General features: G+C 70.0%; 14 protein-coding genes. 6 read left to right on the top strand and 8 right to left on the bottom strand.

The window, feature by feature from the left end:
• Positions 1 to 64: 64 nt before the first annotated feature.
• Positions 65 to 2,167, top strand: coding sequence for an ATP-dependent helicase (locus dqs_RS01790; RefSeq protein ID WP_065339492.1), 2,103 nt, complete (start codon positions 65 to 67; stop codon positions 2,165 to 2,167).
• Positions 2,168 to 2,355: 188 nt separating this feature from the next.
• Here the strand turns inward: dqs_RS01790 and dqs_RS21055 are convergent, their stop codons facing one another.
• Positions 2,356 to 3,225: a hypothetical protein gene (locus dqs_RS21055; RefSeq protein ID WP_236778722.1), complete on the bottom strand. Its 870-nt coding sequence runs from the start codon at positions 3,223 to 3,225 to the stop codon at positions 2,356 to 2,358.
• On the bottom strand, positions 3,226 to 3,888 hold the full coding sequence (gene parA, locus dqs_RS01780; protein ID WP_065339491.1) for a ParA family partition ATPase: 663 nt from the start codon (positions 3,886 to 3,888) through the stop codon (positions 3,226 to 3,228). It abuts the gene before it with no gap.
• Positions 3,889 to 4,028: 140 nt separating this feature from the next.
• Here parA and dqs_RS01775 point away from each other — a divergent pair, with 140 nt between their 5' ends.
• On the top strand, positions 4,029 to 4,853 hold the full coding sequence (locus dqs_RS01775) for an arylamine N-acetyltransferase family protein (protein ID WP_065339490.1): 825 nt from the start codon (positions 4,029 to 4,031) through the stop codon (positions 4,851 to 4,853).
• A 15-nt stretch (positions 4,854 to 4,868) separates the two neighbouring features.
• Here dqs_RS01775 and dqs_RS01770 read toward each other — a convergent pair whose 3' ends face one another.
• Positions 4,869 to 5,315, bottom strand: a complete 447-nt coding sequence (locus dqs_RS01770; protein WP_084018153.1) for a c-type cytochrome — start codon at positions 5,313 to 5,315, stop codon at positions 4,869 to 4,871.
• Between the two features lie 67 nt (positions 5,316 to 5,382).
• Between dqs_RS01770 and dqs_RS21000 the strand changes: the two genes are divergently transcribed.
• Positions 5,383 to 5,697, top strand: coding sequence for a hypothetical protein (locus dqs_RS21000; protein WP_065339488.1), 315 nt, complete (start codon positions 5,383 to 5,385; stop codon positions 5,695 to 5,697).
• A 90-nt stretch (positions 5,698 to 5,787) separates the two neighbouring features.
• Here dqs_RS21000 and pstS read toward each other — a convergent pair whose 3' ends face one another.
• A complete protein-coding gene (gene pstS / locus dqs_RS01760) occupies positions 5,788 to 6,831 on the bottom strand; it encodes a phosphate ABC transporter substrate-binding protein PstS (protein WP_011764073.1) in 1,044 nt (347 codons plus the stop codon).
• A gap of 293 nt (positions 6,832 to 7,124) precedes the next feature.
• On the opposite strand from pstS, the gene dqs_RS01755 reads away from it, so the two are divergent.
• Positions 7,125 to 7,697, top strand: a complete 573-nt coding sequence (locus dqs_RS01755) for a hypothetical protein (RefSeq protein ID WP_011764072.1) — start codon at positions 7,125 to 7,127, stop codon at positions 7,695 to 7,697.
• Between the two features lie 35 nt (positions 7,698 to 7,732).
• On the opposite strand, the gene dqs_RS01750 is transcribed toward dqs_RS01755, so the two are convergent.
• Entirely contained in the window at positions 7,733 to 8,995 is a 1,263-nt protein-coding gene (locus dqs_RS01750; protein WP_065339487.1) for a sensor domain-containing diguanylate cyclase, read from the bottom strand.
• Complete coding sequence (locus dqs_RS01745) at positions 8,992 to 9,771, bottom strand: EAL domain-containing protein (protein WP_011764070.1); 780 nt, start codon at positions 9,769 to 9,771, stop codon at positions 8,992 to 8,994. The genes dqs_RS01750 and dqs_RS01745 overlap by 4 nt, the downstream gene beginning before the upstream one ends.
• Before the next feature lie 303 nt (positions 9,772 to 10,074).
• Here dqs_RS01745 and dqs_RS01740 point away from each other — a divergent pair, with 303 nt between their 5' ends.
• Positions 10,075 to 10,653 (top strand): DUF4142 domain-containing protein, encoded by a 579-nt coding sequence (locus dqs_RS01740; RefSeq protein ID WP_065339486.1) that lies wholly within the window; start codon positions 10,075 to 10,077, stop codon positions 10,651 to 10,653.
• Positions 10,654 to 10,663: 10 nt separating this feature from the next.
• Here dqs_RS01740 and dqs_RS01735 read toward each other — a convergent pair whose 3' ends face one another.
• The gene (locus tag dqs_RS01735; protein WP_065339485.1) at positions 10,664 to 11,761 is read right to left on the bottom strand and encodes a patatin-like phospholipase family protein; all 1,098 of its coding nucleotides are present in this window, start codon (positions 11,759 to 11,761) and stop codon (positions 10,664 to 10,666) included.
• Between the two features lie 94 nt (positions 11,762 to 11,855).
• On the opposite strand from dqs_RS01735, the gene dqs_RS01730 reads away from it, so the two are divergent.
• Positions 11,856 to 13,184, top strand: coding sequence for a patatin-like phospholipase family protein (locus dqs_RS01730; protein WP_065339484.1), 1,329 nt, complete (start codon positions 11,856 to 11,858; stop codon positions 13,182 to 13,184).
• 24 nt (positions 13,185 to 13,208) lie between these two features.
• Here dqs_RS01730 and dqs_RS01725 read toward each other — a convergent pair whose 3' ends face one another.
• The gene (locus dqs_RS01725) at positions 13,209 to 13,676 is read right to left on the bottom strand and encodes a hemerythrin domain-containing protein (RefSeq protein WP_011764066.1); all 468 of its coding nucleotides are present in this window, start codon (positions 13,674 to 13,676) and stop codon (positions 13,209 to 13,211) included.
• Positions 13,677 to 13,859: the final 183 nt, after the last annotated feature.

The raw sequence follows: 13,859 nt of genomic DNA, 5'->3' as shown, positions 1-13,859 counted from the left end.
GCCGCCGCCCGCCGCCTGCCGCGCGGCTACCGTAGGCGGGGGTGGACTGGATAGAATTACAGGCATGAACAGCCCCGCTCCTGCCGCCTGCGCGCCGGCCCCCGCCTATCTCGACCGTCTCAATGCCGCGCAGCGCGAGGCGGTGGAATATGGTGTGCGCGGCAACGCCGGGCGCGACATCCCCGGCCCGCTGCTGGTCATCGCCGGCGCCGGCTCGGGCAAGACCAACACGCTCGCGCACCGTGTCGCCCACCTGATCGCCAACGGCGCCGATCCCGGCCGCATCCTGCTGCTCACCTTCTCGCGCCGCGCGGCCGACGAAATGGGCCGGCGGGTACAGCGCATCCTCGCCCAGGTGGCGGTCGATACCCCCTGGCTGGCGCAGGCCACGCTGCAGTGGTCCGGCACCTTCCACGGCATCGGCGCGCGGCTGCTGCGCGAATACGCCGGCCGCATCGGCCTGGACCCCGCCTTCACCATCCACGACCGCGAGGATTCCGCCGACCTGATGAACCTCGCGCGCCACGAGGCCGGGCTGTCCACCCGCAACAAGCGCTTTCCGCTCAAGGGCACCTGCCTGGCGATCTACTCGGCGGCGGTGAACACGCGCGCGCCGCTGGCCGAGGTGCTGCAGACCACCTTCCCGTGGTGCGCCGAATGGGAAGCCGAGCTGAAGACGCTGTTCCGCGCCTATGTGCAGGCCAAGCAGGCGCAGCAGGTGCTGGATTACGACGACCTGCTGCTGTACTGGGCGCACATGGTGGCGGAGCCGGCGCTGGGGGCGGAGATCGGCGGCCTCTTCCAGCATGTGCTGGTCGACGAATACCAGGACACCAACCACCTGCAGGCCGAGATCCTGCTGGCGATGAAGCCGGACGGCCGCGGCCTCACCGTGGTGGGCGACGACGCCCAGTCGATCTACGCCTTCCGCGGCGCCACCATCCGCAACATCCTGGATTTTCCCGCCCGCTTCGAACCACCCGCGCACCGGGTGACGCTGGAGCAGAACTACCGCTCGACGCGGCCCATCCTCGACGCCGCCAACGCGGTGATCGCGCAGGCCGCCGAGCGCTACAGCAAGGACCTGTGGTCGCTGCGCGAATCCACCGCGCGCCCTCAATTGGTGTCGGTGCGCGACGACGCCGACCAGTCCGCCTTCGTGGTGGAACGCGTGCTGGCCCGCCGCGAGCAGGGCATCAAGCTCAAGCAGCAGGCGGTGCTGTTCCGCGCCGCCAGCCACAGCGCGCGGCTGGAGATGGAGCTGACCCGGCGCAACATTCCGTTCGTGAAGTTCGGCGGACTCAAGTTCCTCGAGGCCGCGCATGTGAAGGACATGCTGGCGGTGCTGCGCTGGGTGGAAAACCTGCGCGACCGGGTGTCCGGCTTCCGCGTGGTGCAACTGCTCGCCGGCATTGGCCCCAAGACCGCCGGCAAGGTGCTGGACCACGTGGTTGCGGCGCCGGAAGGCTGCGAACTGCTCGCCGAGCAGCCGGTGCCGGAAGCCGCACGCGCCGACTGGCAGGCATTTTCCACGCTGATCGAACACCTGCGCCGGCCCGATGCGCCGTGGCCGGCGAGCTTCGAACTCGCCTGCCGCTGGTACGAGGGCCAGATGCCGCGGCTATACGACGACGCGGTGGTGCGCCAGGGCGACATCCAGCAGCTCGGCCGCATCGCCGCCACCTACCCGAGCCGCCAGCGCTTCCTCACCGAACTCACGCTCGATCCACCCAGCGCCACCAGCGACGAGGCCGGCGTGCCGCTGCTCGACGAGGACTATCTGATCCTGTCGACCATGCATTCGGCCAAGGGCCAGGAATGGAATTCGGTGAGCGTGCTCAACGTGGTGGACGGCTGCGTGCCCTCCGACATCGCCACCCGCAGCAGCGCGGAAATCGAGGAAGAACGCCGCCTGCTCTACGTGGCGATGACGCGCGCCAAGGACCATCTGGAGCTGCTGGTGCCGCAGCGCTTCTACGTGTCGCAGCAGCAGGGCATGGGCGACCGCCATGTGTACGCCGGCCGCACCCGCTTCATCCCCAACCGGCTGCTGCCGCAGTTCGAACAGGTGTCGTGGCCGGAGCCGCCGCCGGAATTCCGCGGCACGCCACAGTCGCGTCAGGCCGCGCTGGATCTGGCGGCGAAGATGCGCGGCATGTGGGATTAAGGGCGAAGCGACGGCCGGGCTGAGCCGCACCCCACCCCGTTCGGGCCCGGACACCCCGACCACCGTCGGGGCTGAGCGTGTCGAAGCCCGCTTGCCGCGCAAGAGACAAAACCCGCGCGGGTCGGATGGTCGCCAGGTAAGGTCCAGGATGCGGAGCCGACCTCCGGCCCCGCCCCCGCAACCCGCGCTCAGTGCTTCTTGCTGCGCTTGCCCTTGACCACCGGCGGCAGCGCGTCGAACAGTGCCGCCAGCTCGTCGGCGCTGCGCTCGCCGAGTGCGACCAGCGCCGCGCGCAGCACTTCCGACTTGCTGACCAGGCGGCCGCTCTTACCCAGCTGCTCGCGCACCGACTTGATCCGGCGGTGCTCGCTGGCCGGCAGCGAGAACGAGTCGCGCACAACCTTTTCCACCTTGTCCGCCTTGTCGGTTTTTTCGGCCTTTTCGGCCTTTTCGGCTTTCTCCACCTTGGCCTTGGTCTTGGCTGCGGCCTCCGGCGCCACGGCAAGCTCGGCGGCCGGGGCAGCGGCCGCCTTGCTCACGGCCGCACCGCCATTCCTGACCGCCTTGGCCTTCTTCGCGGCCGCGGGCGCCGGCGTCACGGCGGGTTCGACCGCAGGTGCCGCGGCAGCCGCCGCCGGGCGGGTCTTGACCGGTGCGGCCTTTGCCTTCGCCTTGGCCGCGCCGGCGGGCGATCCGGCCGCAGTTTCAGCCACCGGAGCGGGCGCCGCGGCCGCCTTGCTTGCTGCACTACCCTTGGCAGCCGTGCTCTTCGCCTTCGTCTTGCCGGCGGCGGGCGCGGCTTGCTTCTTCGTCGCAGCCGGCTTGGCCGGTCCGGCCGCGGCCGCCGGCTTCGCCTTCGCCGCCCCATCGCCCTCCGCCGGCGGCACGATGAGGGCGTCCGCAAGCTTGCCCTGCTCCGCCACAACCGGCTTCGCCGCCGTGGCCTTCGCAGCCTTGGGCCTGGCCGGCGCCCCGGCGGCCGGCAGGCGCTCGGTCAGCGCGGCGTCTTCCTGCTTGAGCGCGGCGCGCAGCGCGGATTGGGTCTTGGTACTGGCCATTTACGACTCCTCGAATTGGTTGAGAACGGCGGCGACGAGCCGATCGACTTCTGCCTGCGCGGGCTGCGCGCTGCGGCCGAGTTCATAGACGGAGGCCCCCTGCACCGCGCTTTGCGCATAGGCGCTGCGCTGTGTCAGCGCGGCATCGAGCACCGGCAGGGAAAAATCGCCCAGCACTTCGAGCACGTCGGCCGCGAGCGCGGTGCGCATCACGCGGTTGGGCAGCAGCGCGGCACGCAGCGGCGTGCGGGTGGCCATCTGGTTGAGGATCAGCTTTTCCATGCCGCGCGTCGCCCACAGGTCGGTGGGGCTGGGCACCACCGGCACCAGCGCCAGGTCGCACAGCGCCAGCGCACTGCCGGTGTGGGGATGGTCGATCGACGGCGGGCAGTCGAAGACGACGAAATCCGCCCGGTTGGCGGCAGCCCGCAGCGCCTGCCGCATGTCCTCCGCGCTGCCGCGCAGCCGCATCACCGGCGCGGGAAACGGCGCCTCGGCGGCCGCGGCGTCCGCCCAGCGCGAGGCGCTTTCCTGCGGATCGAGATCCGCGACCACCACCCGGTAGCCCGCCAGCGCCAGCCCGGCGGCAAGCTGCATCGCCACCGTGGTCTTTCCCGACCCGCCCTTCTGCGAGAGCAGTGCAACGATCCTTGTGCCGCCCATTCGTCCTAAAGGTAATACTGTAATAACTTATTATTGCATCGCCGCGCACGGGCCGGCAACCTGACCCCGGTCATCCGGTGGTCATACGCGGCAGCTCCTCGATGTGCGACCATGCACGCCCACCCCGGGAGACCCCTCCGATGACGCCGCCCCTCGACCTCGACGCCTACCTCGCCCGCATCGGCGGCCTCGCCGCAGCGCCCGACACCACGCTGACCACGCTCAATGCGCTGATCGCGCAGCATGTGGCGGCGATTCCCTTCGAAAACCTGTCGCCGCTGCTGGGCGAGCCGGTGGATATCAGCCCCGCCGCCGTGCAGGCCAAGCTGGTGGCGGGCGGGCGCGGCGGCTACTGCTACGAGCACAACCGGCTCTTCGCCGACGTGCTGCGCCATCTCGGCTTCACCGTGCATGAACTCGGCGCGCGCGTGGTGTGGAACCAGCCGCCCGGGGCGATCACGCCGCGCTCGCACATGCTGCTGGAAGTGGATACCGCGGATGGCCCGCGCCTGGTCGATGTGGGCTTCGGCGGCCTGACGCTGACCAGCGCGCTGCGCCTGCAGGCGGATATCGAGCAGATCACGCCGCACGAACCCTTCCGCCTGCTGCGCGATGGCGACGACTGGACGCTGCAGGCCCGTCTGGGCGAGGCCTGGAAGCCGCTCTACCGCTTCGACCGCGTGCGCCACCACGCCTGCGACTACATCGCGCCCAACTACTTCCTCGCCACCCACCCGGATTCGGTCTTCACCGCCAACCTGATGCTGGCCCGCGCCGGCCGCAACCAGCGCTGGACGCTGTTCAACCGCGACTACGCCGAATACCACGGCGACGGCCGCACCGTGCGCCGCACGCTGGCCGACCTGGCGGAGCTGACGGAGGTTTTGCAGCGCGCGTTCGGCATCCCGCCTGCGCTCTGCGCCACAGCGCAGCCGCGGCTCGCGCGCCTGTTCGACGCCGGCTGAGCGCCGGCGGGTCGCTTACTTTTCCTTGAAGCGGTCGTGGCAGCTCTTGCAGCTGCCGTAGACCTTCTCGTACGCCGCCTTGGCCTGCGCCTGATCGCGGGTCTGGGCGGCGGCGAACAGCGCATCAGTGGCGGCCACGAAGGCGAGCCGTTCGCGCTCGAAGGTTTCACCCTCGCTCCACACCGCCGCCTTGGCCTTGGTCGGCGGGTAATTCGTGTCGGGCCCGAAGTGCGACCACGGCGCATCGCGCTTGGCGACCAGTTCGCCGGCGAGCGAAGCAAACTTGTCAGCCTGATACTTGTTGTCGCGCAGCATCACGCCCATCGGCTCGAAGCTGCGCAGGATGGACTTGAACGCCTCCTGGCGCTGCTTCACCGGCTGCCCCGGGCGGGTGTCTTCCACCGGACCACAGCCGGCAAGCGTAAGCAGGATCAACAAGGCAGGCAGCAGCGGGCGGGGCATGGGCGGCATCCGGAAACAGGGTGGAAGGCGGGGACTGGCGGCGGATTATAGGGCGCGCCGCGCACGCGTGCTGACGGGCGACCCGCTGCTGCTGCGGGCCCGCGACGCTGGACACGGCAGGGATCAAGACGACTGCATAGAATTGCCCTCCGCCGTCACCTTTCCCTTCCGCCCGCGCATGTTGGAAGTCCTGCTGATACTCGCCCAGGCCTTGTTGGAATTCCTGTTCCACACCGTGCTCTACGGGGCCGGCTGGCTCATGCTGCGCGCGCTGACGCTGGGTCGTTATCCCCCGCCCCGCCCTATCGAGCACAACCACGATCTCGTTGCCCTGCTTCCACTGGTCACTGTGCTGGTGACGATCGCTTTCGCCTACGCCTAGAGGGTGTCGAGGGTGCGCCGACTGCTTAGCGTGAACTGACCGCGACTCCCGGCCACCCGACCGGTCGCCGGTTCGCAACTTCAAGGCCTTCTAGCGCGCCAACCCCCCGAAACCGATCGGCGTGCCATTCGCGTCCGTCACGGCAGCGAGGCTGCGGAAGGCCTTGGCCTGCACGCGGTCGGGCAGGCGGACGAAGTGGCTGCTGCGGATGAGCTCGTCGCCGTGGAGGTAGGCCCAAGTGAAGAACGCCAGCGCGCGGCGCACGCCGTCTCCGCCGCCGTGGCGCGGCACCAGGATGAAGGTGCCCATCGTGATCGGCCAGCTGCGGGCGCCGGGCTGGTCGGTCAGCGTGGCGGTGAAGTCGCCGCTGCGCGGCCAGGGGCTGGCGGACAGCGCGGCCGCGAAGCCGTCGGTGCCGGCCTGCACGAAGGCGCCGTCGCGGTTCTGCAGCGTCACCGCCTGCAGGCCGTGGCGCACCACGTAGTTGTAATCCACATAGCCGATCGCGCCCGGCGTGCGCGCCACCGCTTCGGCCACGCCACCGCTGCCCTTGGCCGCAATCACGCCTTCGCCCCAGTCGAAGCGCGCCGCCACGCCGAATTCGGCACGCCAGCGCGGGCTGAGCTTGGCGAGGTAGTCAGCGAAGTTCCAGGTGGTGCCCGAACTGTCGCTGCGGACCACACGCTCGATCGCGCGCTCGGGCAAGGTCAGGCCGGGGTTGAGACGGCGAATCGCGGCGTCGTCCCAGCGCCGGATGCGGCCCGCGAATATCTCCGCCAGCGTTGCGCCGTCCAGCCGCAGCGCGCCGCGCAGGCCCGGCAGGTTGATCACCGGCACTGCGCCGGTAACCGCGGTGGGCACCACCACGATGTCGCGCCCCTGCAGCGCGGCCGCGTCGGGCACCAGGTCCGAAGCGCCGAAATCGACCTCGGCCGCGAGCAGCTTCTTGATGCCGGCGCCGGAGCCCGCGGGGTCGTATTCCAGCACCGTGCCATGCGTGGCGGCGTAGGCCGCGGCCCACGCGGCATACACCGGCTGGGCGGCCGACGAGCCCGCCCCGCGCAGCACATCGGGGGCGGCCGCGACGCAGGCACTCCAGGCAAGGCTCAACAGCAGCAGGAAACGGATCGCCATCGGCGCAGACCAGCGGAAAACACAGGGGCGGCGATGCTGCCCGCGATCTGTTACCGCGGCGTTACAGCGCGGCGGTCCACGCCGGCCCGCGGGCCGTCGCCTGCCGTGCCGGCACGCCCCGCAGCCGGCGCAAACGGCGCGATGGCGGGCTATTTCGTAACCCGCTAATGCAAAGCCGCAGACAGCCGGAAAAGTGCACGCGAATCTCCTATTCTTGAAACGCGATGCCTCTGCGCCCGGTTTGGGCAAGGACAGCGGCATCGACACATAAACCCAGACGAGGAGACCACACCATGCGCGCAACGAGCAACCCGCCCGGGCTCGAACACCAGGGCTACGAGTTCTTCCCGCCTTACGACGAGACCGGCGCGACCGTGATCTCGTGGGAAATCCAGGTACAGACCGCGCAGGACTTCCACGAGGCCTGCCCGCGCGACGACGAAGCCTGCCAGTGGCGTGACCCGCTCGAAGCCAGCGGCGACTTCCGCCCCACGATGCAGACCGTGGTGCGGATCAACACGCTCAACGTGGCGCTGCGCGAACGCCTGCTGCGCCTGACCAACGACATGTCCAACCTGGCGATCGCCGAGATGGGCATGCGCAAGTCCACCGACGCGGGCGGCGCGGAGATGGCCGCCGGCCCCGAACCGCTGTCGGAGGACAGCGCGCAGCGGCTGATGGCACTGACGCGGGCGTGGTTCGACATCATCGGCATGGCGCAGGCGAGCATGGGCACGCTCACCGGCTACATGCCCCGTACCGCGGACAGGACCGCGGCCAGTGCCGACTATGCGGACCGCCCGCTGGTCGAGCGCCGCCAGAACGTGCGCCATATCGACTTCGCCGACCGCCGCCGCGCCGGCTGATCCTGTCTTGCCCAGGGGCGGCACCGCCGCCCCGCTCAATCCAGCGCGGCTGCGGTCTCCACCCGGTCGCGCCCGCCGTGCTTGGCGCGGTACAGCGCGCGGTCGGCGCGCATCACCAGGCCCGCCGCGGTTTCGCCCGCGACCAGCGTGGCCAGCCCGAGCGACATCGTCACCCGGCCGACGGCGGGAAACTGCAAGCCCGCCACGCTGCTGCGCAGTCGCTCCGCCAGTTCCAGCGCGCGCGCCGCGCCACACTCGGGCACCAGCACCACGAATTCCTCCCCGCCCCAGCGCACCGCCAGATCGCGCGACCGCACCGCGCCCCGCAGCGCCTCGCCCACGCCGGCCAGCACACGGTCGCCCGCCGGATGGCCGTGACGGTCGTTGATCGACTTGAAGTGGTCGATGTCACCGATGATGAGGCTGAGCGCCGTGCCCTCCGCATGGGCGGCCTGCACCTGGAGTTCCAGCGCCTGTTCGCCGGCGCGGCGGTTGTAGAGCCCGGTGAGCGGATCGCGGCTGGCGATCTCCTGCAGCGCGCGCTCGCGCTCGATGCGCTCGGTGAGGTCCTTGCTGACGCTGACGAAATGGGTGACCTCGCCTTCGCCGTCGCACAGCGGGGCGATGCTCTGCTCGGCATGGAACAGCGAGCCGTCCTTGCGCCGGTTGGTGAAGGTGGCGCGGAACGGCCGTCCGCGCGCGAGGGCGGCATACAGCCCGCTGTAGAAGGCCGCGTCGTGCGCGCCCGAGCGCAGCACTGCGGGCGTGCGGCCGAGCATCTCGTCGGCGGGGTAGCCGGTCAGGCGCTCGAACGCCTGATTGACGAAGACGATGGCGCCGCCGCGGTCGGTGACGATGATCGGATCGCTTGCGACGTTGAGCGCCTGCGCGAGCAGGTCGCGCTCGCGCCGCATCCGCATCTTGTCGCTGATGTTGTGCTGCACCGAGACGAAGTGGCTCAGCTCACCGCCGTCGTCACGCACCGGCGAGATGTTCCACTCCACGTCGTAGGCCGAACCGTCGCGCCGGTAATTCACCGTCGCGCCCTCGAAGAAGCTGCCGCTGCGCAGCGCCGTGCGCAGGCGGTCGATCACCTCGGGGTCGGTGTCCGGTCCCTGCAGGATGCGCGGCGACTGGCCGATCAGGTCCTCCGCCGCATAGCCGGTCATCTCGCAGAAGGCGCGATTCACATAGACGATGTGGGGGCCGCCGCCATCCAGGCGGGCGTCGGTGATCACGACCGCGTTGAACGACTGTGCAACCGCGGCTTCGAGCAGTTTCTCGCGCTGGCTGCTCACTGCCGTCCTCCGGCCTGCGGCGCAAGCGCGGGCCACGCGAGCGTGGCGGCCTCGCCCACGCCTTCGAACAAGGGACGGCAGAACAGGAAGCCCTGCATCAACCGGATGCCGGCGTCGCTGAGGCAGCGCGCCTCATCGAGTTCCTCCACGCCCTCGGCCACCACCGGGATGTCGAGTTCCTCGCAGATCCGCGCGACGCCGCGCACGATGGCCTGGCGCGCCGGATGACGGTGCACCGCGCGCACCAGCCCCATGTCGAGCTTGACCAGGTCGGGCTGGAAATCGGCCAGCAGGTTGAGGCCGGCGTAGCCGGCGCCGAAATCGTCGATCGCGGTCAGAAAGCCGTGGTGCTGCCATTCGCGGAACACCTCGGCCAACCAGCGCGCGTCGGCGATGCGCTCGCCCTCCACGCTCTCGAAGATGATGCGCTCCAGCGGAAAGCCGTGAAGGCGCGCCGCCTCCAGCGTCGAACGGATGCACAGGTCGGGACGCTGGATGGCGTTGGGCAGGAAGTTGATCGACAGCCGCGACTGCATGCCCAGCCGCGCCGCGGTTTCGATCGCCCGCACCCGGCAGGCCTGGTCGAAGCGGTAGCGGTTGTCGGCATTGACCTGCGCCAGCACGGTGCCCGCGCCCTCGCCGGCCGGGCCGCGCACCAGCGCCTCGTGGGCAAAGATCTGGCGCGCCGCAAGATCGACGATCGGCTGGTAGGCGTAGCTGAATCCGAACGCCAGCGGCTGGCCGCTGCAGCCGGCACATGGCGGGTGGTCGCTCATCGTGGCGCGCTCCTGATCGCAGGGTTGAGGATGCCGGGGTCGGCTGGCCGCCGACGGGTGCTTGCGCAAGACACGCCAGTCTACCCGCGCGGGCGGGGATGGCGCAGCGCGCGATGTAGCGCTTACGTGGCCCCTGCAAGTTGTACACGCACCGCGCGCCGCCGCCAAGGCCGCGCCAGGTCTGCGCTGCGGCGCGATTTCCGGGGTGCGCGGCGGCGGGCATGGCGCTTGCCGGCAAGGGCGCACGGCACCGACCACTTGCGGCGGTGCCCATCCCTGTCCCACCTCATCACGGAGGAGACCATGAGCGCAACCCGACTCACCCGTCACGCCCTCGTCGCCTGTGCCGCGCTGTTCGCCACCGGCGCGCTGGCCCAGAGCAGCTATCCCCCCGCCCCCACCGGCGACAAGAGCAGCGAACGGCGCATGGACAACAGGCTCGCCAGCGAGGACCGCGATTTCCTCGAAAACGCCTCGCAGGCCGGGCAGGTGGAAATCGAGGGCAGCCGGCTGGCCGAGGAAAAGGCCACCAGCGCGGAAGTGAAGACCTTTGCGAAGCAGATGATCGAGGATCACACCAAGGCGCACCGCGAGTTGGTGACGCTGGCCACGCGCAAGGGGTTCACGCTGCCGGACGAGGGCTCGATCATGCAGCGCACCGAGCTGACCGCGTTGAAGGCCGTCAGCGGCGAGACCTTCGACAAGATGTATGCGTCGCGCATCGGTGTGAATGCCCACGAGAAGACGCTGGAGCTGTTCCGCGAGGCCGCCAGCAAGGCGAAGGACCCGGAGATCAAGGCCTACGCCGCCAAGTACGTGCCGGCCCTGGAAAAACACCTGGGCATGGCGCGCACGCTGCGCGATCGCGTGGGCAAGGAATGACGGCCCCGCGCTAGCGCACCCAGGCGCCGCAGCGGTGGATGCGCAGCCCCGGCTGCGCCCCCGCCGCCGGCGCCACCGCCGCCACCATCCGCAGCACCTCGGCGGCATCGTCCTCGCCCCGCTGCCAGCGGTCGGCCAGTGTGGGGCGCGAGAAGTCGTACTGCTTTTCCGAACCCGCGTCGTGCGCCAGCGGCCGGTAGCTGAGATAGATCAGCTCGGTGCCGGGCGCCGCGCCTGCCGGCCCCTCGTCCGCCGCGTCCGCCGCCGGCAGTGCGAGCGCCGCCTCCAGGCTGCGTTCGCGTTCGATCGCCTCCAGCCGCAGGCGGGTCTGCGCGGCAAATTTCAGGTCGCTGCCGCGCGCCATCGCGGCTTCCAGCGTGCGCGGCGGGGGCGACTGCGGCGCGAACAGGTCGATCAGGATGCACAGCGGCGGCAGCGGCCCCACCCGCGCCGACGACAGGAACAGCTCCAGTGGCGCGTTCGCTGCGAGCCCGCCGTCCGCGTACAGGCGGCCGTCGATCGCCACCGGGGCGAAGGACGGCATCAGGGCGGAGGACGCGAGCAGGTGCGGAATGCCGATGCGGACGCCGGCGGCGGTGTCGAACGGCACCGCCGCCGCGGTTTCGACGTCGGTCGCCACCGCGCAGTAGCGCACCGCGCCGCCGTTGAGCACGTCGAAATCCACCAGCTGCGCCAGCGTCGCCGCGGCGAGCGAGGAATCATAGAAGCTCGGCACCGCGCTCGGCCCGCTATCGAAAAAGATGCGCGGGCGATACAGCCCGCGTGCGCCGGCCAGATGCGTGCCCAGCGTGTTCACCCAGTTGCGGGCGTGGCGAAAGGGGCCGGTGCGCCCGGCGGGTTCTAACCAGCCGGGCGCAAGGTCGGTCGTCACCCGGTCCCAGAAGCCGCGCAGGCGGTTCACCCGCTCGGCCGGCCGGTTGCCGGCCAGCAGGGCGCCGTTGATGGCGCCGATCGAGGCCCCGGTAACGGCGACGATGCGCACCTCGCGCGAGGTTTCGAGCGCGGCGAGCACGCCGGCCTGGTAGGCGCCGAGGGCGAGGCCACCGCCCAGGATCAGCGCGACGGGGAGCGGTTCGGTGTGGTTCATGACTTCCATCCTCCGGTTGCCTTCCGGCTGCCCGGGTCTATGTTGAACGGGTAAGGCGCCGGCACCCGCCGGCCCCCTGGGGAGGGAGACGAAGATGAACGCAGCAGACTTTCACCGCGCGGCGGACGCGGCGCTGGCGGCAATGACCGCCGAAGGGCTGGACCGCCGCCGCTACAGCGACACGCTGGACGGCGAGGGCTACCAGTACGTCGACCTGGTGATGGAGGGCGGCGGCGTGCTCGGTGTCGCGCTGCTCGGCTACATCCACGTGCTGGAAAAGGCCGGGCTGCGCTTCGTCGGCCTCGGCGGCGCGTCGGCCGGCTCGATCACCGCGCTGGCGCTGGCCGCGCTCGACGTGCCCGCCGCCGCCAAGAGCGACCGCCTGATCGAGATCGTCGCCAACATGCCGATGGCGGATTTCATCGACGGCAAGGACGACGACGACGAGGATGCGGCCGACTTCATCGACACCCTGCTCAAGCGCCCGGGGCTGGCCAAGCTGGCGTGGAAGGGCATGCAGATCCTCGACAACCTGGACGAGATGATCGGGCTGAACCGCGGCGACCGCTTCCACCGCTGGCTGACCGAGGACGTGCTGCGGGCCCACGGCGTCCACACCACCGCGCAGCTGCGCGCGCGGATGGCGACCACGCCGGCCGGCTGGCACCTGCGCGAGGACAGCCCGCAGCGCGAGTCCCAGCTGCGCGGCGAAGCGCGGCTGGCGCCGCTCGATCCGGCGGCGGACTACCTGTGCGTGGTGGCGGCCGACGTGGCGACCGAGACCAAGGTGGAATTTCCCTGCATGGCCGCGCTGTACTGGGACGAGCCGGACCAGGTGAACCCGGCCGACTACGTGCGCTGCTCGATGTCGATCCCGGTGTTCTTCAAGCCGGTGACCAGGCCGATCCGCATCCGCGACGCCGCCCACGAGGCGCTGTGGCGCGACCTCGCGGGGATGGGCGACGACGATCTGAAGCCCGCACGCTTTCCGCCGCCGCGCGCGGTGTTCGTCGATGGCGGCGTGCTGTCCAACTTCCCGATCGACGTGTTCCACCGCCCCAACAAGGTGCCGGCACGGCCCACCTTCGGCGTGAAGCTGCAGTGGGACGAACGCAGCCACGATGTGAACAAGCTCGCCAAGCTGATCACGCAGACCTTCAACTCCGCGCGCCACTGCCTGGACTACGAGTTCATCCGCCGCAACCCCGACTTCAAGCAACTGGTGGCCTGCATCGACACCGCGGACCACGACTGGCTGAAGTTCGAGATGCCCGACGAGGCCAAGCTCGACCTGTTCCGGCGCGGCGCGGAAGCCGCCGTCGGCTTCCTGCGCCGCTTCGACTGGGCGCGCTACAAGGAGACGCGCGCCCATCTGGCAGCGGCCTACACCACGGCGCAGCAGCCTCAGATCGTCCATCTCTGAACCCCGGCGGGCAGGAACGGGCGGTCAGTGCGCGACCAGCTCGTTCCGCTTTTCCTCCATCGCCGCGCCCACCTCGCGCAGGTCCACCTTCTCCTCGACAAGCTTGGGGAACAACTCCTCTTCTTCCTCGCGGATGTGGTGGCTGACGTACTCGCCCAGCACGGTCACCTTGGCCTCGAACAGCGCATCGTCGGCACCGATGCCTTCGATCTGCTGGATCAGCTCCTTCGCCGAAGCGTGCTCCACCTCGGCCTCGTCCAGCAGCGCCTTGATCGAGTCGGACTCGAGTTCGCGCACCGCCGGGTAGAAGAACTCCTCCTCCAGCTGGGTATGCAGCGTCAGCGCCTCACAGACGGTGCGCGCGATCTCTTCCTTTTCCTCGCTGCTCTTGGCCTTTTCGAAGTCCTTGAACAGCTTCTTGGCCTCGCGGTGGTCTTCCAGCAGGGCACCCAGCACATCCTTCAGTCCGGTCGGCAAACTGGATTTGTTCATCTCGCTTCTCCTGTCGAAAACGGCGGCGCATCGACCGCACCTCGGACAGCGGTGCAAAAGCCGCTCCCGCGCTGCCGGCGCGGCCGCGCCGTCGCACGGGGCATCCGGCAGGAAAATGACGACACCGCAGGGAAAAACCTTCCGTCTGCGCGTGGGCATCGTCCCGCGCTTTCCGGCGAAAAT

Source organism: Azoarcus olearius (genome assembly GCF_001682385.1).
In the GTDB taxonomy this organism is placed as follows: Bacteria; Pseudomonadota; Gammaproteobacteria; order Burkholderiales; family Rhodocyclaceae; genus Azoarcus; species Azoarcus olearius.
The sequence above is the reverse complement of the archived record's forward strand: the minus strand, read 5'-3'. Positions and strand labels throughout refer to the sequence as shown.

What these genes read in the sequence shown, in the direction of transcription:
- dqs_RS01790 (WP_065339492.1), top strand. Translation starts at nt 65, where the DNA reads ATGAACAGCCCCGCTCCTGCCGCCTGCGCGCCGGCCCCCGCCTATCTC.
- dqs_RS01735 (WP_065339485.1), bottom strand. Translation starts at nt 11,761, where the DNA reads ATGAACCACACCGAACCGCTCCCCGTCGCGCTGATCCTGGGCGGTGGC.
- pstS (WP_011764073.1), bottom strand. Translation starts at nt 6,831, where the DNA reads ATGGCGATCCGTTTCCTGCTGCTGTTGAGCCTTGCCTGGAGTGCCTGC.
- dqs_RS01755 (WP_011764072.1), top strand. Translation starts at nt 7,125, where the DNA reads ATGCGCGCAACGAGCAACCCGCCCGGGCTCGAACACCAGGGCTACGAG.
- dqs_RS01745 (WP_011764070.1), bottom strand. Translation starts at nt 9,771, where the DNA reads ATGAGCGACCACCCGCCATGTGCCGGCTGCAGCGGCCAGCCGCTGGCG.
- dqs_RS01725 (WP_011764066.1), bottom strand. Translation starts at nt 13,676, where the DNA reads ATGAACAAATCCAGTTTGCCGACCGGACTGAAGGATGTGCTGGGTGCC.
- dqs_RS21055 (WP_236778722.1), bottom strand. Translation starts at nt 3,225, where the DNA reads ATGGCCAGTACCAAGACCCAATCCGCGCTGCGCGCCGCGCTCAAGCAG.
- dqs_RS01775 (WP_065339490.1), top strand. Translation starts at nt 4,029, where the DNA reads ATGACGCCGCCCCTCGACCTCGACGCCTACCTCGCCCGCATCGGCGGC.
- dqs_RS01740 (WP_065339486.1), top strand. Translation starts at nt 10,075, where the DNA reads ATGAGCGCAACCCGACTCACCCGTCACGCCCTCGTCGCCTGTGCCGCG.
- dqs_RS01770 (WP_084018153.1), bottom strand. Translation starts at nt 5,315, where the DNA reads ATGCCCCGCCCGCTGCTGCCTGCCTTGTTGATCCTGCTTACGCTTGCC.
- dqs_RS01730 (WP_065339484.1), top strand. Translation starts at nt 11,856, where the DNA reads ATGAACGCAGCAGACTTTCACCGCGCGGCGGACGCGGCGCTGGCGGCA.
- parA (WP_065339491.1), bottom strand. Translation starts at nt 3,888, where the DNA reads ATGGGCGGCACAAGGATCGTTGCACTGCTCTCGCAGAAGGGCGGGTCG.